A 17,827-nucleotide genomic window follows, 5' to 3' on the forward strand; every position below is an offset into this window, starting at 1 on the left:
TCTAAAACGTTCTCGGCGCGTGCCCCATCACTTTAGGCGCGGGTCTTCGTTGGTGCCAGCCCACCAGGACTTCAATTCAGCGATGGCCTCGTCGCGCTCTAAAGGCCCGCGCTCCAGGCGCAGCTCCTTGAGATACGCCCAGGCTTTGCCCACCTCGGGGCCGGGGGAGAGGCCCAAGACCTCCATGATCTCGTTGCCGTCGAGATCCGGGCGCACGCGGGCGAGATCCTCCTTCTCGGCGATCTCGGCGATGCGCTCCTCGAGGTGGTCGTAGGTGCGCTGCAGCCGCGCCGCCTTCTTCGGGTTCCGGGTAGTCGAGTCCGCGCGCACCAGCTTGTGCAGCCGCGGCAGCAAGTGCCCGGCGTCGGTGACATAGCGCCGCACCGCCGAATCCGTCCACTGCCCATCGCCGAAGCCGTGGAAACGCATGTGCAGATACACCAGCTGCGAGATGTCCTCGACGACCTTCTTCGGGTACTTCAGCTTCCGCAGCCGGCGGCGCACCTTCTTCGCGCCGACGACCTCGTGGTGGTGGAAGCTCACCCCGCCACCCGGCTTGGTCTCCTTGGTGTCAGGCTTGCCGACGTCATGCAGCAGCGCCGCCCAGCGCAACACCAGATCGGGGCTTTCTTCGGGCTCCTCCTGGTCGATGGCCTGGCGCATCACCTGCAAAGAATGCAAGTAGACGTCCTTGTGCTGCTTGTGCTCGTCGGAGGTCATCTTCATCGCCCCGATTTCGGGAAAGACGAACTCGCCGAGGCCGGTCTCGACGAGCAGGTCGATACCCGCCGACGGGTCCTGGCCGCCGATGAGCTTGTCCAGCTCCACCTGGATGCGCTCCGGGGTGATGCGGGTGATCTCCCCGGCCATGTTCTCTAGGGCTTCTCGCACCCTAGGGGCGACTTTGAAGCCCAGCTGGGAGACGAAACGCGCACAACGCAGCATGCGCAGCGGATCGTCGCGGAAGGACTGCTCCGGGGTATTCGGCGTGTCCAACACCTCGGCGGCCAAGGCCTTAAGCCCATCCACGGGATCGCAGAACTCCACCTCCAGCGATCCTTGGGCCCTGGTCAGCCGGATCGCCATCGCGTTGACGGTGAAGTCACGGCGCACGAGATCGCCCTCGAGGGTGTCGCCGAAGGTGACCTCGGGGTTGCGGGAATCACCGTCGTAGAGATCGGAGCGAAACGTGGTGATCTCAATCTGCTGGCCCTGCGCCTGCCCCGAGACGGTGCCGAACTCGATGCCGGTCTCCCAGACCACCTCGGCGTAGCCGTCCATGATCTCTTTGACAGTCTCCGGCCGGGCGTCGGTGGTGAAGTCTAGGTCGTTGCCCAGGCGGCCGAGCAGCGCATCGCGCACGGAGCCGCCGACGAGGTAGAGCTCCGCGCCCCGCTCGTCGAAGGCGTCGACGAGTGCGCCCAGCACCGGCTCTAGGCCACGGACGGTGCGTTCCGCCCGTACGAGCTGCGCCAGGGAGGTCTCGTTCATGCGCAACACTCTACCGCCGAAGCCGGCCCAGGCCTATTTCCCATGTCCTATTTCCTTAGCTTCCCGGTGCGGGGAATTCACCGTAGACGCACGAACGGATACGATCAGTGCAATGACCGACAATGCCTCCACCCCTTCGTCCCAGCGCCGGCGTAAGCGCCGCCGCTCGCGTCGTCGTGGGCAGTCGGGCGCGGGCAAACCCAGCGCGGGCAAACAAACAGCCGAGCAGAGCCGGAAGGACAGCGAGCAGGCGGAGAGCTCGTCGGAAAGCTCTCGACGCCGCAAGCGCGGCGGGCGTAACCGGCGCGGCGGCCGGAAGCGGCGGGGGAGGGGCCCGAACGCGGAACAGTCCTCGTCCAGCTCCGCGAAGCGCGGCGGGCGCCGGCGGCGCGGCGGGGCGGCGAGCCACCGCAAGAAGGCGCGTTCCCCGCAGCGCCAGCATGCGCGCGAGTCGCGGATGGAGACCCGGGATGAGACCTCGGCCGGCGGTCTGGTGCTGTCGGGGTTGGCGGAGTCCGTCGATAAGCACGGCACCGTCAACTTGTCGACGATCTACGTCGCCCTCATCGGCCGCCTCGACCGGCGCGGGCGCCTTTTGTGGTCGATGCCGAAGGGTCACGTCGAGAAGAACGAAGACCGCGCCGCCACCGCCGAGCGCGAGGTCTGGGAGGAAACCGGGGTCACCGGCGAGGTGATCAGCGAGCTCGGGGTCATCGACTACTGGTTCGTCTCCGAAGGCGTGCGTATTCATAAGACGGTGCATCACTTCTTGCTGCGCTATGCCGACGGGGACCTCAACGACGAGGACCCGGAGGTCACCGAGGTCGCCTGGGTGCCGGTGACCACGCTCATCGAGCACCTCGCCTACGCGGACGAGCGCAAACTCGCCCGCCAGGCCCTGGATCAGTTGGAGGAACTGGCGCGAAAGGAGTTTTCCGAGGGAAAGGCGACCCCGCGGTGAGCCGGCTGCGCAGACTGGCGCGTCGCGCCCTCGTCGCCGGCACCGCGGGAGTCGTGTCTGCGCTGAGCGCGTTGAGCGCGCCGGCCGTGCCCGCCTTACCGCCGGCGACCCCGATGTCACCGGACGAGGACGCCAGCCGCGAGTACTGGGTCTCCCCGGCCACCCGCCCGGGCGAAGAGGACCCCATGGTCGAGCTGGATTTGGTTAATACCAACGTCACCGGCGCGGACCCGGCGCGCCCGGGCGGCGAGATCACCCTCACGCTCACCGTGACCAACAACTCGGGCGAAACGCTGGAGTCTTTGACCGCCACCCCGCAGCGCGCGGAGCAGGTGGCCACGGTCAGCGAGGGCCGCGCCACGCTCGCGGCGGAGAGCACCACGTACGGCTACTACGGCGAATCGACGACCCTCGAGCCCCTCTCACCGGGGGAGAGCCGCGAGATCACCCTGACCGTCGCCACGGACCCGGAGGCGGAATCGACGCTGTCGATCACCGAGGACGGGCTGTATCCCGTGCTCGTCTCGCTGCAGGGCATCGACCCAGCGCTCGGCACGACGGAGCTGATCACCACGGAGCGCATGCTGCTGCCCGTCGGCACGCCGCGCCCCGCAGAAGCCCAGGGCATGAGCATGATCATGCCGGTGACCGCCGAGGTCGACATCGTGCCCGGCGAGACCGGCAGCGCCCCGGACACCCAGCCGCTGCGGCTGGCCTCGGAGCAGCTCGCGGGCGAGCTCGCCCCGGGTGGACGCTTAGATGAGCTTCTCGACGCCCACGACACCGCCACCCACCCCCAAACGCTGTGCCTGGCGCTCGACCCGGAGCTGGTGGACGTGGTGCAGCGCATGTCCGAGGGCTACACCGTCTCCGAGACCCGTCCCGGCACGAGCCGCCCGGAGCGCCTGCGTGACTCCTGGGGCAGCAACGCGAACGAGGACCCCGGCGAGCCTGGCACCGGTTCCGCGGACGCGGCCGCGTTCATCGAGCGCCTGCGCGCCATAGCGGCCCAGCACTGTGTGATCTCGCTGCCCTGGGCCGCGGCCGATCCCAACGCGGTGGCCGGCACCAACTCGCAGTGGCTCATGCGCGAGACCGTGGAGCGCGGCCCAGCGGTGCTCCACCGGATCCTCGGCACCCCCGGCATGCTCAACACCGTCATCACGCCCACCGGCTATGTCACCCCGCCGGCCGCCCCGGCGCTGCGCTGGGCCGATCACGAGTCCTCCCAGGTCGCTGCCGACGGTATGGCCCCGGCATGGGAACGCGCCGTCGCCAACCCGGAGGCACCCCCGCCCGAGCGCCCGAACGAGGTGCGCGTCCTCGTCGCCGACAACACCATCTTCGGCGGCGCCACCCCGGGGAGGTTCCAGCCGCTCACCGACACCGTCACCGCCGTGACCTACCACGACGCGCTGGCCGCTACGCTGGCGGCGACCGGCGAGCACCCGGCGACCGTCGGCTATGCCAACCCGCAGTCGCGCTACCGGCTGATCGACGACAGCCCCCGCGCCCGCAACCTCACCGCCAGCGGCGCACTGCAGCTGGCGAGCGTCGATAATTCCGAACAACCCGTCCTCGCCCAGCTGCCGCTCACCTTAAGCCCGGAGACTGCGCGCGAGCTCATCGCCACCGCCGACCGGCTGATCGACGACGGCGCCGCCCGCCCCCTGCCCGTGGCCGACTACCTCACCCCCACCCCGGAGGAGGAGCAGCGTCTCAACGAGGCGGCCCCGCTGAGCGAGACCGGCCCAGAAGGCTTCGGCTCGCCTTTTGTGGATCCGGGCACCTACGCCGAAACAGAGATCCTGCAGGCGCGCCAGCAGGCCGACTACACGGGCGATCTCACCCGGATCCTCGCCAACGACCCCGCCCTGGCGCTGACCCGCTACGCGTATACGCTGCCGCTGCGCCGCGACCAGATCCGCGCGCTGGCGGTCCCCGGCCGCAATGCCGCCTCGCTTTTCGACGACCGCGTGGCCACCACCGCCCACCTCCTCGACGGCAACGGCGCGATGCTCCAGGAGCTGCGCCAGTCGATCGTGCTGCTGCCGCCGGGCAACGTGTTCACGCGCACCTCCGATAACTCCCCGCTGCTCATCGTGGCGGAAAACCGGCTGCCGCTGCCGGTGGAGGCGGCAATCGACTACGAGGTCGACGTGCCCGGGGCGCGCTTATCGACGCCCGAGGTGATCCGCATCCCCGCCCACGGCTCGATCACCGTCGAGATGACCGCCGACCTTCCGGCCGAGGCCGACCGCTCGCAGGTGCGGATGTGGCTGGCCACCGACGACGGAGCGCATATCTCCGCCCCGGTGAGCGTCACCGTGCAGACCCGCGGCGGGACCAGCACCATAATCTTTGCGGGCCTGCTTCTAGGCATCGTGGCGATGGTCGCGGTGATCCGCACCATCCGCGCGCGCCGGCGTGCCCGCGGGCCGGACACCGGCTGATTGTGCCTCTTTTCCCTTGTTAAGAACTATCAGCCCTTCGATGCAGAAAGTTGCCTACTGTGACCGAGGACTTCCACCCCCGCTCCGCGGGACTGCGGGCCCGCCACGTGCGTCCCTCTCCGCCGGCACCGGTGCCCACCCCGCGGCCCGTTCCCACCCCGGCGCGGAACACGCAGGAAGAGGACCGCTCCGGACTGACCCTCGCGCCGGGGGAGACGGCGGCGACGGCTTCGGCTTCCACGGCCGCCTCGGCCACCGCCACCGCCACGGCGGCCCCGGCCGACGAGGCCGCCCAGAAGGCCTCCGATACGGACGTGGTGCGCTCGACGGGCTCGATGGCGATCGCCACGATCCTGTCGCGCATCACCGGCTTCATCCGCACCGCGCTCATCGGCGGCGCGCTGGGCGTGGCCGTGGCCGACGCGTTCAACACGGCGAACACACTGCCCAACCTCATTACGGAGATCGTCCTCGGCTCGGTGCTCACGGCCCTGGTGGTCCCGGTGCTCGTGCGCGCCGAACGCGAGGACGCCGATAGGGGAGCGGAGTTCATCCGCCGCCTGTTCACCCTGACCTTCGCGCTGGTCACCGTGGTGACGGTGATCGCAGTACTCGGCGCGCCGCTGCTGACCAGGCTGATGCTGGAATCCGACGGCGAGGTCAACGTCTACATGTCGACCTCTTTCGCGATTCTGGTGCTGCCGCAGATCTTCTTCTACGGGCTGTTCTCGCTGTTCATGGCGATTTTGAACACCAAGGGCATCTTCAAGCCCGGCGCGTGGGCCCCGGTGGCGAACAACCTCATCTCCATCGCGGTGCTCATGACCTACATGGCGGTGCCCGGCATGCTCGACCCGAGCGACCAGGCCCCGGTGTGGGATCCGCACGTGTTGCTGCTCGGCTTGGGCACCACCCTCGGCGTCGTCGTGCAGTGCGGCATCATGATTATGCCGCTGCGGCGCGCGGGCGTGGACCTGCGCCCGCTGTGGGGTATCGACGACCGCCTCAAGCAGTTCGGGGGCATGGCGCTGGCGATCATCGTCTACGTGGCGATCAGCCAGCTCGGCTTCATCATCAACAACCGCATCGCCTCGGATTCGGCGGTCGGCGCGATCACGATCTACCAGTACCACTGGCTGCTGCTGCAGGTGCCCTACGGCGTCATCGGCGTGACCCTGCTGACCGCCATCATGCCGCGCCTGTCGCGCAACGCGGCGGATGGCGACGACCGCGCCGTCGTCAACGACCTCACGATGGCCACCAAGCTGACGTTCATCGCGCTGGTGCCCATCATCGTGTTCTTCACCGGCTTCGGCACGGAGATCTCGCACGCGCTGTTCCAGTTCCGCAACTTCGACGAAGAATCCGCGGACTTGCTCGGCCTGACGTTGAGCTTCTCGGCGTTCACGCTCATCCCCTATGCGCTGGTGATGTTGCACCTGCGTGTCTTCTACGCCCGCGAACAGGCCTGGACGCCGACGTGGATCATCGCCGGCATCACCTTTACGAAGGTGCTGCTGGCCTACCTGGCGCCTTACGTGGCCTCCTCGCCGGCGCACGTGGTCATCCTTCTCGGCGCGGCCAACGGCTTCGGCTTCGTTACCGGCGCCGCCATCGGCGCGCTGCTTCTGCGCGCGAAGCTGGGCTCGCTGGGGCTGGCCACGATCATGCGCACCACCATGTGGGCGATGGCCGCCTCGCTCGTCGGCCTGGCCGCCGCGATGCTCACCCGCTTCCTGCTCAACAACCTGCTCGGGGGGCTGTTCGTGCTGCTCGGCACGATCGGGCAGCTGGTGGTCATCGGCATCATGGGCGTGGTCTTCCTCATCGTCACCGGGCTGGTGCTCTCGCGCTCCGGGCTGGCGGAGGTGCACAACATCGGCCAGATGTTCACCCGCGTGCCGATCCTGGGCCTCTTCATCAACGTCGACGAGGACAAGGCCCTCGAGGTCGGCGCGGTCGACGAGGTCGACATGTCCTCGCAGATCGCCAGCTACGACGCCTTCAACGCCTCGCCGACCCCGCCGCCGATGTCCGCCGGCGTGGTGCGTGGCCCGAAGCTCGTGCCGGGTGCGCCGGTTTCCGACGGCCGCTTCCGCCTGCTCCACGCTGCCGGCACGGCGTATGGCTCGCGCTTCTGGAAGGCCCGCGAGGTCGCCACGGGCGAGGATGTAGCGCTCACGTTCGTCGATACCTCCGGCCAGGCGCCGCTCGCCCCGCGCACGCCGGCCGAGTCCGCCCGCACCGCCGCCGAGGTGGCCAAGCGCACCCGCTGGCTCGCGGAGCTCGACCACCCGGGCATCGCCGATAACATCCGCATCCTGTCCTATCGTTCGGGCTGCCTCATCGTCGCCGACTGGGTGGAGGGCTCCTCGCTGCGCGCGATCGTCGACGCCTCCAACGACGAGGACCTCGACGTCACCTTGAACTCCCGGGCCGTCGCCCTGGCGCTGGCGCCGCTGGCCGAGGCTGCCGCAGAAGCCGAGACCGCCGGCACCCCGCTGGGCCTCGATAACTCCTCGCGCATCCGCATCACCACCGACGGCCGCGCGGTGCTCGCCTTCCCGGGCGTGCTCCCGCAGGCCTCCGCCGCCCAGGACGGCGAGTCTCTGGCCGCGGCGATCAACCTGCTCTCCGAGGCCACGGCTAGCGGGGGAGCGGACGTCGATAGCGTGCTCGCCCAGATCGCCTACGACGCCCACGCCGTGGCCGGGGAGATCGGCGAGAACGACGTGTGCCTGCCGTCGAGCTCCAACGAGCTGACCGCCAACGAGAAGATCCGCGACCTCGCTTCCCGGCTGCGCGAGTTCGGTCTGGGCCCCGACGCCGAGGCCGACGCCAAGCCGGAGGAATCCGAGGCCATCGCGAACGCCGCCGTCGCGGCCCGCGGGCGCGCGGACGAGCAGATGCCGGACGCCGATTTGGAGGGCGAGGAGCACGGCTTCGGTTCCTCGGGCTACTCGACGAAGGCGATCGCGTTCATCCTCGGCGCCGTGGCGACGCTCGTGTTGCTCGTCGCCGCCGCGACCACGATCCTGACCTCGCTGATCGCCGGCAACTCGGACACCGCCCCGGTCAATCCCGAGTCCATCCAGGGCGAAAGCGCCACCAGCACGCCGCGCCAGCTGCCGATCATCGTCCACCCCGATGCCGCGGGCACCTGGCAGGCCCCGGGCCAGGACCCGGCAGCCGACAACCCGGATCTGGCCGGCACCGTCATCGACGACAACCGGGAGACCGCCTGGCGGACCGATGACTATCCCAACGGCCTCGGCACGAAGGCGGGCGTGGGGCTTGCCACTGTGCGCGAAGAGCCGATGTATCTCGAGCGCGTGCGCCTGGATTCCCCGTCCCAAGGCGCCCGCTACTCGGTCTACCTGCTGCGCGAAGGCGAAGACCCGGCCGTGCTCACCGACCTCACCGAGCTCGAGCGCGCGGCCACCGGCGAGATCGGCCCGGGCCGCGAGACCATCGAGATCGACAGCGAGTCGGCGGATCCGGTCGCCGGCGTGCTCATCTGGTTTACCGACATGCCGGAAAACGACGATCACATCGAAGTCCGCGAGGTGGAGCTCATAGGTCAGACTGTCCGCGGCTAGATTCGGTTCCCCCTTTTTTGACCAACATGGTGGGCGCAGTTGAGGCGACAGCCACTGAGTTTCGGGTCACAATGTCTTCAGGCACACGCCACGACATTTTCGGGGGGAAACGATCATGGCGCCTGTATTCGACGACGCCTGCCCAGACGACGACCACCGCACGGACGACGAACTCGTCGAGGACTTTCTCGACGGCGACGTCCGCGCCTTCCGCATCATCATCGAACGTCACCGCGCCCGGTTGATCGCGGTGGCCCGGCGCTATGCCGCCAACGAGGATGATGCCCAAGACATCATGCAGGAGACCTGGCTGAAGGCCTCCACCAGCCTCGACGGCTACCGGGCCGAGGCGAAACTGACCACCTGGCTGCACCGCATTGTCTCCAACCAGGGCTATGACTTCGTGCATCACCGCTCACGCAGGGAGCGCCCCGTCCTCGACGAGGAGGACACGGCGCACCGCATGCAGACGAAGCTCTCGCACACCCCGCACGAGCACGTGGTCAACACCATGCTCATGCAGCAGATACTCGCCAAGGTGCCGGAGTACCAGCGCACCGCGCTCGTCTTAGTGGACATGTTGGGCCACGACGTCTCCAGCGCCGCCCGCGCGCTCGGGGTGAGACCGGGGACGGTGAAGTCGCGCCGGGCGCGGGCGCGGGCCGTGTTGCAGGAGACGGTGGATGTATAACAGTCCTGCAACGCCGCGAAATACTGTCGCGCCTGGTGCGGTTGGAATTAAAGCGCCCGCGATTCCGCGGCTACAATATGACCACAAATCCAGCCAATGTCAGGAGTAGTACACCTTCATGTCCGAAACCATCCATGATGTCGCCATCATCGGTTCCGGCCCGGCCGGCTACACCGCTGCGCTGTACGCGGCCCGCGCGGAGCTGTCCCCGATCGTCTTCGAGGGTTATGAGTACGGTGGCGAGCTCATGAACACCACCGAAGTGGAGAACTACCCCGGTTTCCAGAAGGGCATCATGGGCCCTGAACTCATGGAGGAGATGCGTTCCCAGGCCATCCGCTTCGGCGCTGACCTACGCATGGAGCTCGTCGACAGCGTGGAGCTCGACGGCCCGGTGAAGTCCATCCACGTCGGCGACGAGACCTACCGCGCCCGCGCGGTGATCCTCGCCACCGGCGCCGCCCCGCGCCACCTGGGTATTCCGGGCGAGCAGGAGCTCACCGGCCGCGGCGTGTCCACCTGCGCGACTTGCGATGGCTTCTTCTTCAAGGGCTACGATATCGCCGTCGTCGGCGGTGGGGATTCCGCGATGGAGGAGGCGAACTTCCTCACCAAGTTCGCGGAGAAGGTCTACATCATTCACCGCCGCGAGGAGTTCCGCGCCTCCGCGATCATGTTGGAGCGCGCCCGCAACAACGAGAAGATCGAGATCCTGACCAACCGCACCGTCGAGTCCGTCATCGAGGACGACGGCAAGGTCGCCGGCCTCAAGCTGCGGGATACCGCCACCGGAAAGACCTCGGATCTGGATGTCTCGGCGATGTTCGTCGCCATCGGCCACGACCCGCGTTCGGAGTTCTTGGGTGGCCAGGTGGAGCTTAACGACGGCGGATACGTCACCGTCGCCAACCCCTCGACCCGCACCTCCGTGGAGGGTGTCTTCGCCTGCGGGGATCTGGTCGACGATCACTACCGCCAGGCGATCACCGCCGCCGGCTCTGGCTGCAAGGCCGCGCTCGACGCCGAGGCGTACCTCGGTGGGCTCGTCTAGCTGAGTCTTAGGGGAAAGGAGAATTCAACCATGACACCTCCCGTTGAGGTCACGCAGGACAACTTCCGTAGCACTGTCATCGAGTCGGATAAGCCCGTGCTCGTCGATTTCTGGGCCGAGTGGTGTGGCCCGTGCAAGAAGCTCTCCCCGGTCATCGACGAGATTTCCGAGGAGCTGGGCGACAAGGTGACCGTCGCTAAGGTAGATGTCGACGCGCAGCGCATGCTCGGGGCGATGTATCAGGTGATGTCCATCCCCACCGTCATGCTGTTCAAGGACGGCGAGAAGGTCGACGAGTTCCAGGGCGTGCGCCCGAAGGAGGAGATCGTCGACATGATTTCCTCGCAATTATAAATATTTCATCACTTATACTTGTTTGGGGCGGGCAACCGCGACGAAGCGGGTAAGCTTCGTAGGGCACGGCTTTAAAGCACAGGAGGATGGACGTGGAACACACACTGCGCGTTGGTGACTCCAGCGCGCGCGTCGCGGAGGCGCGCTCCACGCTCACCCGGCTGGGGTACTTAAGCGGCGACTCCGGCGCCCCGGACTGGAAGTCCCAGAAGTTCAGCGAGGAAGACAAGCTTTTCGACGCCGAACTCGCCGAAGTCCTCAAAGCTTTCCAGCAGTCCCGGGGGATTTTGCCGTCGGGAAGCCTCGATACCACCACCCTGCGGGAGCTGCGCCACGCCTCCTACCGCCTCGGCGCGCGGGTGCTCAGCTACCAGCCGCACAACGAGTTGGTCGGCGATGATGTCATCGAGCTGCAGACCCAGCTGCAGGATCTGGGTTTCTACTCGCACCGGGTCGATGGCCAGTTCGGCAAGCAGACGCATGCCGCCGTCGCCGCCTACCAGCTCAACTCCGGGCTGCAGGACGACGGCACGTGTGGCCCCGATACCCTGCGCGCCCTCTCGCTGCTCGGCCGGCGCATAACCGGTGGTTCCCCGCAGGCGCTGCGCGAGCGCGAGTACATGCGCAAAGCCGGCCCGCAGCTCGCGGGCAAGCGCGTGGTCCTCGACCCGGCGCTCGGCGGCTCCCACAAGGGCCAGGTGGTCCAGGGCCTCTACGGTGAGATCTCGGAGGAGGAGATCCTGTGGGATCTGGCCACCCGCGTCGAGGGCCGGATGATCGCCGCCGGCATGGAGACCATCATCTCCCGCCCGCGTACCGACGACCCCGCGCCGAGCGATCGCTCCGAGATGGCCAACGCCTTCGGCGCGGACCTCATGATCTCGCTGCACTGTGATCGCTACCAGAACGAGAAGGCCAACGGCGCGGCCACCTTCTACTTCGGTTCCGAGATCGGCGCGAACTCGCTCACCGGCGAGATGCTCTCCGGCTACATCCAGCGCGAGATCGTCGCCCGCACCGAGCTGACCAACTGCGGCAACCACGCCCGCACCTGGCAGGTGCTGCGCCTGACCACGATGCCGACCGTCGAGGTGGTCCTGGGGTATCTCACCAACCCGCACGACGTATCCATCCTCACCGACCCGGCCAAGCGCGACGTGATCGCGGAGGCCATCGTCGTGGCGGTCAAGCGGCTCTACTTGGTCGACGAGGACCACCAGCCGACGGGCACCTACCACTTCACTGACCTGCTGCGCGCCGAGGGCGTCTAAAAGCGGTTTTAGGCCTGCACCAAAACCTCGGCCTCGCGCAGCCGGGTTTCGCGCCCCTGCGCGGTGAGCACCGGGGTAATCGGCGGCAGCTCGAGGCGCATGCGTGGGAGCACCGGATGGTCGCGCACGACCTGGAAGCCGGCGCCTTCGAGCTGGTGGGCGTCGATAAGCCCGATCTCGCGGCGGCGGGCGACGATGTCGAGCACCGCCTCGCTGGCTTCGGCGGGTTCGACATCCGAGCGCAGGCCGAAGGCCTCGACCGCCGGGTATTCGCGCTGGGAGAGGTCCATGACCGCGGCGTCGAGGAGGATGGACTCGATGCCGCCGCCGGTGAGCGCTTCGTCGATAAAAAGCGACGAGATGAGCTGGGCATCGAGGCTCACCGGGGCGGTGGGGACAACTTGGGTGCCGGGCGCATCAGCCGGCGCGCAGTAGATGATGCTGGCGCGCTGGCCGGCGGGGAAGCGCACGAGGAAGCCGCAGCGGCCGTAGTCGGTGAGCCGGGCGATGAGCCAGGCTTCCTTCTCGAAGCGCGACGAGGTGCGATCGAGGCGCTCGCGTATCGACGGCTCCATCTCCCAGAACACACTCTCCGCCGCATCGACCTGCAACTGATCCAGGTTCTGCGTGCCGAGCGGAAACAGCCGCTGCTGCATGGCTGGCTAGTCGTCTTTCTCGATGAGCGACATGATGCGCTCGAAGTCATCCCGGTCGCCGAACTCGACGACGATCTTGCCCTTGCGCTTGCCCATCGAGACCGAGACCTTCGTATCCCACGTATCGGACAGGCGCTCGGCGGCGGCGGTGGCGAACTCCGGGGTCGGGGTGGGCGTGCGTTTCGACGGCGCCGCCTGCGCCTTCCCACCGCGATTGATAAGAGTCACAGCTTCCTCGGTCGCGCGCACGGATAGCCCCTCGCGCACGATACGCTCGGCGAGCTCGTTTTGGGCCTGGCCGTCGTCGTCGAGCTTCACGCCGAGCAGGGCGCGGGCGTGGCCGGCGGACAGGACCCCGGCGGCGACCCGCTTCTGCACGCCGACGGGCAGCTGCACGAGGCGGATGGTGTTGGTGATCACGGGACGCGAGCGGCCGAGGCGGTCGGCGAGCTCGGCCTGGGTGACGCCGAATTCCTCGAGGAGCTGCTGGTAGGCGGCTGCCTCCTCGAGCGGGTTGAGCTGGACGCGGTGGATGTTCTCCAGCAGCGCGTCGCGCAGCATGTTCTCATCCGAGGTGTCGCGGATGATCGCCGGGATGGTCTTGAGGCCCGCCTTCGCGGCGGCGCGCCAGCGGCGCTCGCCCATGATGAGCTGGTAGCCGTCGTCATCTGGGGCGCGACGCACGACGATGGGCTGCAGCAGCCCGAACTCGCGGATCGAGTGGACGAGCTCGGCAAGCTCGTCGGGATCAAAGACCTCGCGGGGGTTTTTGATGTTCGGCTCGATCGTGCCGATGGGCAGCTCGGCGTAGGTGGCGCCGACGTCCTCGTTGGCGTTCTCGGAATTAGTGTCCTCGGCGTGGACGGCCTTGCGCATCGCCTTCGACGGCTTCTGGCGGCTGCCTCCGGCCGGGAACACGGGGGCGCCGGGGACCTTCTTCTCGGCGCCGAAGATGACGTCGGCGGCCCCGTTGCCGATCTTCGGGCGCGGGGCGTCTCCGGCCTCCGGCCCGGGCCCCGACGGGATCAGGGCTCCGAGGCCCTTGCCGAGGCCTCCCTTACGCGGCTTGTCTGCCACAGTGACATCCTCTCTCTTTCTCAGGCGTCGTGGTGAGTGTCGTTGGCGGGGTCGTCGAGAAGCGCGCGCGTGGCGGGGCTCACGCCGATCGGACCGGTAGTCTCGTGCGCCGGGTAGTCGCCGCGGGTGGCGAACTCGCGCGCGGCATCCAGATAGGCGAGCGCCCCGCGCGATCCCGGGTCGTAGTCGATGACGGTCTGGCCGTAGCCAGGGGCTTCGGAGATCTTCACGCTGCGCGGGATGACGTTTTTCAGCACGACGTCGCCGAACTGGCCGCGCACCTCCTCGACGACCTGCTCGGCGAGCTTGGTACGCCCGTCGTACATGGTCATCAGGATCCCGGAGATGTGCAGCGAGGGGTTCAGGTGCTCGCGGATCATGGAGATGTTGCCGAGCAGCTGGCCCACGCCCTCCAGCGCGTAGTACTCGCACTGGATGGGGATGACTACCTCATCGACGGCCACCATCGCGTTGATGGTCAAAAGGCCGAGCGAAGGCGGGCAGTCGATGATGATGAAGTCGAAGTCCTGCTCTTTGACGTGGCCTTTGCGCAGGGCGTCAGCGAGCCGGTACTCGCGGCGCTCGAGCATGACGAGTTCGATCTCCGCGCCGGCGAGATCAATCGTGGCCGGAATGCAGAAGAGGTTCTCGTTCGCGCTCTGCTGGATCGCGTCCTGCGGGGAGATCTCGCCGATGAGCAGCTCATAGGAGCTCTCGGTGCCGGCGCGGTGCTCGACACCGAGGGCGGTCGAGGCGTTACCCTGCGGGTCGAGGTCCACCACGAGCACCTTGAGCCCGTGGTGGGACAGCGCCGCCGCCAGATTCACCGACGAGGTGGTCTTGCCGACGCCGCCTTTCTGGTTCGCGATCGTGATCAGCCGGGTTTCTTTCGGGCGCTCAAGCGAGAGGCGGTTCGGGGTGAGCACCTCGGCCGCGCGGCGGGCGGCCGCGGCGATCGGGGTGTCGTCCCACTGCGCTTCATCCATGCTGTCCTACCTTAGTTGCTCCACCAATCACTGCACCCGCGGTATACGAATCAGGGTCGTCGGCTGCTCGAGGTGCTGCTCGCCGACGGTGAAGATCTCCGCTTCACCGCCGCCGGCCTTCGTGATCTCGGCGCGATCGCGCTCGAGCTCGTCGGCCACCGAGGCGCCCTTCATCGCGATCATCGCTCCGCGGGGCTTCACCAGCGGCAGCGACCAGCGCGCCAGCCGGCCGAGCGGCGCCACCGCGCGGGAGGTGACGACGTCCACTTTCTCAGCCTGCACCACCTCGCGGTCTTCTGCCCGCCCGCGCAGCACGGTGACGTTATCCAGGCCCAGCTCCTCGCGCACCTCGTTCAAGAACGTGGAGCGCTTGAGCAGCGGCTCGACGAGCCGGATGTGAAGATCCGGGCGCGCAATCGCCAGCGGGATGCCCGGCAGGCCGGCGCCCGAGCCGATGTCGGCGACGCTTATAGACTCATCGAAGGCCTCGCCGATGACGGCGCAGTTGAGCACGTGGCGCTCCCAGAGCTTGGGAACCTCGCGCGGGCCGATGAAGCCGCGGGTGGAGCCGTCGGTGGCCAGCAGGCGGTGATAAGCGATCGCCAGCTCTAAGCGCTCACCGAAGACGTCTGCGGCGCTCGCGGGCGGGGCGGGAAGCTCGCTGGTCATGATGCTCCTTTGCTGCCGGGGGTACTCGCAAAACTCGACTTTACCGCTCTGACTGCCAGAGACGAAGACACCGCCCGCCGGTTGCCCGGGAGCGGTGTCTTAGTGCTATTTCTTCTTCTTTTTCTTTTTCTTCTTCTTGGCCTGGGAGCGGGCTCTTTCGGCGGCCTTCCGGTCGACCTGCTGGGCCTGCTGGTTCTGCTGGGCCTGGTCGGCGGCGCGCTGCTTCTTGGAGCGCTTGTCGCGCTTGCGCGCACCCGGCTTCGGGGCGTTGGCCTGGGCGGCCTCGCGGCGCTCCTGCTCTTCCTTCTCCTCCTCGCGGTCCATGGCGGCGTAGACGATGCGGGTCTGCACGAAGGTCCACAGGGTGTTGGTGAGCATGTAGGACAGCAGGCCGATGGCCCAGATGAAGCCGGTCGCGATCGTTATGATCGGGAAGACCCAGAGCATCATCTTGCCCATCATCTGCTGCTGCATCTGCATCATCTCGGCGTTGTCCCCGGTGGGGGCGGAGACCTTACCGGAGGCCTGACGCTGCTTCTGCCGGTTGAGCGTGTACCGGGCGTTTAAGTGCGTGAAGGTGGCGATCAGCGCGATGAAAGGCACCGCCACCAGGATGATGTTCAGGCGGGTGAAGTCGACGGGTTCGAAGGCCGCGTACTGCTCCTCCGGCATGCCGATGAAGGCCGACAGCGGCACGCCGAAGATACGGGCATCCAGGAAGGAGTTGACGTCCTCGACCGAGAAGAAGTAGTTCCCAATCGACCGGTTTTCCTCCGGCGTCATCCCCAGGCCGTTGAAGGCAGTGCCGGTGCGGTTGAACGAGCGCAGGACGTGGAAGATACCCAGGAAGACGGGGATCTGCACGAGCATCGGCAGACAGCCCGCGATCGGGTTGAACCCGGATTCCTTGTAGAGCTTCTGGGTCTCCTGGGCGAGCTTTTCTTTATCGTTCTTGTAGCGCTCCCGCAGGGCCTGGATCTTCGGCGAGAGTTCCTGCATCTGCCGCCCAGAGCGCAGGGACTTCACGGTGGGGTAGACGAGCAGGGCCTTCACCGTGGCGGTGAGCAGCACGATGGCCGCCAGCCAGGTGAAGCCGCCGTCTTCCGGGAGGCCGAGGAACGTGAGTACCTCGCGCCAGAACCACATGACGGCCGATATGGGGTAGTAGATGAAATCGAGCACGGGGCCTCGAATCTCCTAGATCAGCGTATGAATTCGGGGATTAATCGTGTTCCGGTACGGGATCGTACCCGCCAGGGTGCCAGGGACCACACTTCGACAGACGAACCAGGCCCATCACCATCCCGCGCAACAAACCGTACCGAGCGATGGCCTCTAAGGTATAGGCGCTGCACGTCGGTTCGAAACGACAGGTGGACGCCGGTTTCAACCCGGAGAGGTGCTCCTGATAGAAGCTGACTAGCGCTACCCCGGCCCGGGCCAGCGGCCCTTTCGGGGCGGGGATCTCATCGCCGTCGGTGTTCGTTAGCTCGGCCACTTCGACCGGGCCTTGGTGAGGCACTTGACGATGTCACGACGCAGCTGGTCACTGTCCGCACCACCGGCGGCGGGTAAGGCGCGGACGACGATGCCGGCGGTGGGCGGAAGGTCGTCGATAAGCGCGGCGCAGATGTGGCGCAACCGGCGGGAGGTGCGGTGCCTGACGACGGCGCCGCCCACCGCTTTGGACACAATGAGGCCGAACCGAGGCCCGCCCGTGGTGACAAACGCGGCGCCTGGTCCGGCCTTTAGGTCATGGAAGTGCACGACCACGGTTTTGCTGCCTGCCCGCGTTCCCTTCTTCACCGTGCGGGAAAACTCCGCCGGCGAGGTGAACTTATACTTCTTCGGCAGCACGGGCGGCGCTTTAAGCGGTGAGCTTAGCGCGGCCCTTCTTGCGGCGGGCCGCCACGATGGCGCGGCCGGCGCGGGTGCGCATGCGGGTACGGAAGCCGTGCTTGCGGGAGCGACGGCGGTTGTTCGGCTGGTACGTCATCTTGCCCTTAGCCACGATGATCTCCTGTTCTTCGCTGCGGTTCGCGGACCCGGTCGTCGCAAAACCGCACAAGTTTCAAGCTGCACAGACGCGGGAGCCGGCACCGACGCGCGGGGAAAAGCCGCGGTCCGGGGATTCGGTGCAGTCACCGCTTTCACAAGCACATCGACGAGTCGACCGCATGCGGAAAGACTCGAGGTATGTGACAGACCCGTTCAGACTACGGCAGTCGGCGCGGCGCGAACAAATCGACACACCCCGCACGCCACGCCTCCTGCCTGGGTACCCCCGGAATTACATAACTGTGTTTGCGGGCAGGTCACTGCCCAGTTTTGCGGGAGACGCTGCGGAAGTCGGATGTCCACACCGGCATCACAAAAGTTGGACCACAGGCTCATCTAGACCGACTGACAGGTTGTGAGTAACAATGGCTCTCAACGATCTTTTCGCTGTGTGCGGACAGGTTCCGGTTGTGGATAACCCTGAATCTGAGGTTGAGGCTTTTGCCGAAAAGACCTCGTTTTCGCTGGTTATCGTGGAATTTGCGAAGTCCACATCTTTTCCACATGCCT

General features: G+C 67.1%; 16 protein-coding genes. 7 read left to right on the top strand and 9 right to left on the bottom strand.

What is annotated here, in order from left to right:
- Positions 1 to 27: 27 nt before the first annotated feature.
- Positions 28 to 1,491: a CCA tRNA nucleotidyltransferase gene (locus C3B44_RS11495; RefSeq protein WP_108432480.1), complete on the bottom strand. Its 1,464-nt coding sequence runs from the start codon at positions 1,489 to 1,491 to the stop codon at positions 28 to 30.
- Between the two features lie 112 nt (positions 1,492 to 1,603).
- Between C3B44_RS11495 and C3B44_RS11500 the strand changes: the two genes are divergently transcribed.
- The 7 genes from C3B44_RS11500 to C3B44_RS11530 all read left to right on the top strand — a co-directional run bounded on the left by C3B44_RS11500 (position 1,604) and on the right by C3B44_RS11530 (position 11,871).
- The gene (locus C3B44_RS11500) at positions 1,604 to 2,452 is read left to right on the top strand and encodes an NUDIX hydrolase (protein WP_108432481.1); all 849 of its coding nucleotides are present in this window, start codon (positions 1,604 to 1,606) and stop codon (positions 2,450 to 2,452) included.
- Positions 2,449 to 4,905 (top strand): hypothetical protein, encoded by a 2,457-nt coding sequence (locus C3B44_RS11505; RefSeq protein WP_108432482.1) that lies wholly within the window; start codon positions 2,449 to 2,451, stop codon positions 4,903 to 4,905. The genes C3B44_RS11500 and C3B44_RS11505 overlap by 4 nt, the downstream gene beginning before the upstream one ends.
- A gap of 59 nt (positions 4,906 to 4,964) precedes the next feature.
- The gene (gene murJ / locus C3B44_RS11510) at positions 4,965 to 8,504 is read left to right on the top strand and encodes a murein biosynthesis integral membrane protein MurJ (RefSeq protein ID WP_108432483.1); all 3,540 of its coding nucleotides are present in this window, start codon (positions 4,965 to 4,967) and stop codon (positions 8,502 to 8,504) included.
- Positions 8,505 to 8,619: 115 nt separating this feature from the next.
- Positions 8,620 to 9,195 (top strand): RNA polymerase sigma factor, encoded by a 576-nt coding sequence (locus tag C3B44_RS11515; protein WP_108432484.1) that lies wholly within the window; start codon positions 8,620 to 8,622, stop codon positions 9,193 to 9,195.
- Between the two features lie 118 nt (positions 9,196 to 9,313).
- A complete protein-coding gene (gene trxB, locus C3B44_RS11520) occupies positions 9,314 to 10,246 on the top strand; it encodes a thioredoxin-disulfide reductase (RefSeq protein WP_108432485.1) in 933 nt (310 codons plus the stop codon).
- 30 nt (positions 10,247 to 10,276) lie between these two features.
- The gene (gene trxA / locus C3B44_RS11525) at positions 10,277 to 10,600 is read left to right on the top strand and encodes a thioredoxin (RefSeq protein WP_108432486.1); all 324 of its coding nucleotides are present in this window, start codon (positions 10,277 to 10,279) and stop codon (positions 10,598 to 10,600) included.
- 92 nt (positions 10,601 to 10,692) lie between these two features.
- Positions 10,693 to 11,871: an N-acetylmuramoyl-L-alanine amidase gene (locus tag C3B44_RS11530; RefSeq protein WP_108432677.1), complete on the top strand. Its 1,179-nt coding sequence runs from the start codon at positions 10,693 to 10,695 to the stop codon at positions 11,869 to 11,871.
- Positions 11,872 to 11,879: 8 nt separating this feature from the next.
- On the opposite strand, the gene C3B44_RS11535 is transcribed toward C3B44_RS11530, so the two are convergent.
- From C3B44_RS11535 to rpmH, 8 genes are all read right to left on the bottom strand, one after another.
- Entirely contained in the window at positions 11,880 to 12,527 is a 648-nt protein-coding gene (locus C3B44_RS11535; protein WP_108432487.1) for a hypothetical protein, read from the bottom strand.
- Between the two features lie 6 nt (positions 12,528 to 12,533).
- Positions 12,534 to 13,604: a ParB/RepB/Spo0J family partition protein gene (locus tag C3B44_RS11540; RefSeq protein ID WP_108432488.1), complete on the bottom strand. Its 1,071-nt coding sequence runs from the start codon at positions 13,602 to 13,604 to the stop codon at positions 12,534 to 12,536.
- Positions 13,605 to 13,624: 20 nt separating this feature from the next.
- A complete protein-coding gene (locus C3B44_RS11545; RefSeq protein WP_108432489.1) occupies positions 13,625 to 14,590 on the bottom strand; it encodes a ParA family protein in 966 nt (321 codons plus the stop codon).
- Positions 14,591 to 14,617: 27 nt separating this feature from the next.
- Positions 14,618 to 15,259 (bottom strand): 16S rRNA (guanine(527)-N(7))-methyltransferase RsmG, encoded by a 642-nt coding sequence (gene rsmG, locus C3B44_RS11550; protein WP_108432490.1) that lies wholly within the window; start codon positions 15,257 to 15,259, stop codon positions 14,618 to 14,620.
- A gap of 105 nt (positions 15,260 to 15,364) precedes the next feature.
- Positions 15,365 to 16,441, bottom strand: coding sequence for a membrane protein insertase YidC (gene yidC / locus C3B44_RS11555; RefSeq protein WP_108432491.1), 1,077 nt, complete (start codon positions 16,439 to 16,441; stop codon positions 15,365 to 15,367).
- Positions 16,442 to 16,481: 40 nt separating this feature from the next.
- Positions 16,482 to 16,757 carry a membrane protein insertion efficiency factor YidD gene (gene yidD / locus C3B44_RS11560; protein ID WP_108432492.1) on the bottom strand — a complete coding sequence of 92 codons (276 nt, stop codon included), beginning with the start codon at positions 16,755 to 16,757 and terminating at the stop codon, positions 16,482 to 16,484.
- The gene (rnpA, locus tag C3B44_RS11565; RefSeq protein ID WP_108432493.1) at positions 16,745 to 17,116 is read right to left on the bottom strand and encodes a ribonuclease P protein component; all 372 of its coding nucleotides are present in this window, start codon (positions 17,114 to 17,116) and stop codon (positions 16,745 to 16,747) included. The genes yidD and rnpA overlap by 13 nt, the downstream gene beginning before the upstream one ends.
- A gap of 10 nt (positions 17,117 to 17,126) precedes the next feature.
- Positions 17,127 to 17,270, bottom strand: coding sequence for a 50S ribosomal protein L34 (gene rpmH / locus C3B44_RS11570; RefSeq protein ID WP_108432678.1), 144 nt, complete (start codon positions 17,268 to 17,270; stop codon positions 17,127 to 17,129).
- Positions 17,271 to 17,827 lie beyond the last annotated feature (557 nt).

The organism is Corynebacterium yudongzhengii (assembly GCF_003065405.1).
Classification (GTDB): domain Bacteria; phylum Actinomycetota; class Actinomycetes; order Mycobacteriales; family Mycobacteriaceae; genus Corynebacterium; species Corynebacterium yudongzhengii.

Excerpts from the sequence above, each read along its gene's own strand:
- C3B44_RS11515 (WP_108432484.1), top strand. The coding sequence starts at position 8,620 with ATGGCGCCTGTATTCGACGACGCCTGCCCAGACGACGACCACCGCACG.
- C3B44_RS11495 (WP_108432480.1), bottom strand. The coding sequence starts at position 1,491 with ATGAACGAGACCTCCCTGGCGCAGCTCGTACGGGCGGAACGCACCGTC.
- C3B44_RS11545 (WP_108432489.1), bottom strand. The coding sequence starts at position 14,590 with ATGGATGAAGCGCAGTGGGACGACACCCCGATCGCCGCGGCCGCCCGC.
- C3B44_RS11535 (WP_108432487.1), bottom strand. The coding sequence starts at position 12,527 with ATGCAGCAGCGGCTGTTTCCGCTCGGCACGCAGAACCTGGATCAGTTG.
- rsmG (WP_108432490.1), bottom strand. The coding sequence starts at position 15,259 with ATGACCAGCGAGCTTCCCGCCCCGCCCGCGAGCGCCGCAGACGTCTTC.
- trxB (WP_108432485.1), top strand. The coding sequence starts at position 9,314 with ATGTCCGAAACCATCCATGATGTCGCCATCATCGGTTCCGGCCCGGCC.
- C3B44_RS11500 (WP_108432481.1), top strand. The coding sequence starts at position 1,604 with ATGACCGACAATGCCTCCACCCCTTCGTCCCAGCGCCGGCGTAAGCGC.
- trxA (WP_108432486.1), top strand. The coding sequence starts at position 10,277 with ATGACACCTCCCGTTGAGGTCACGCAGGACAACTTCCGTAGCACTGTC.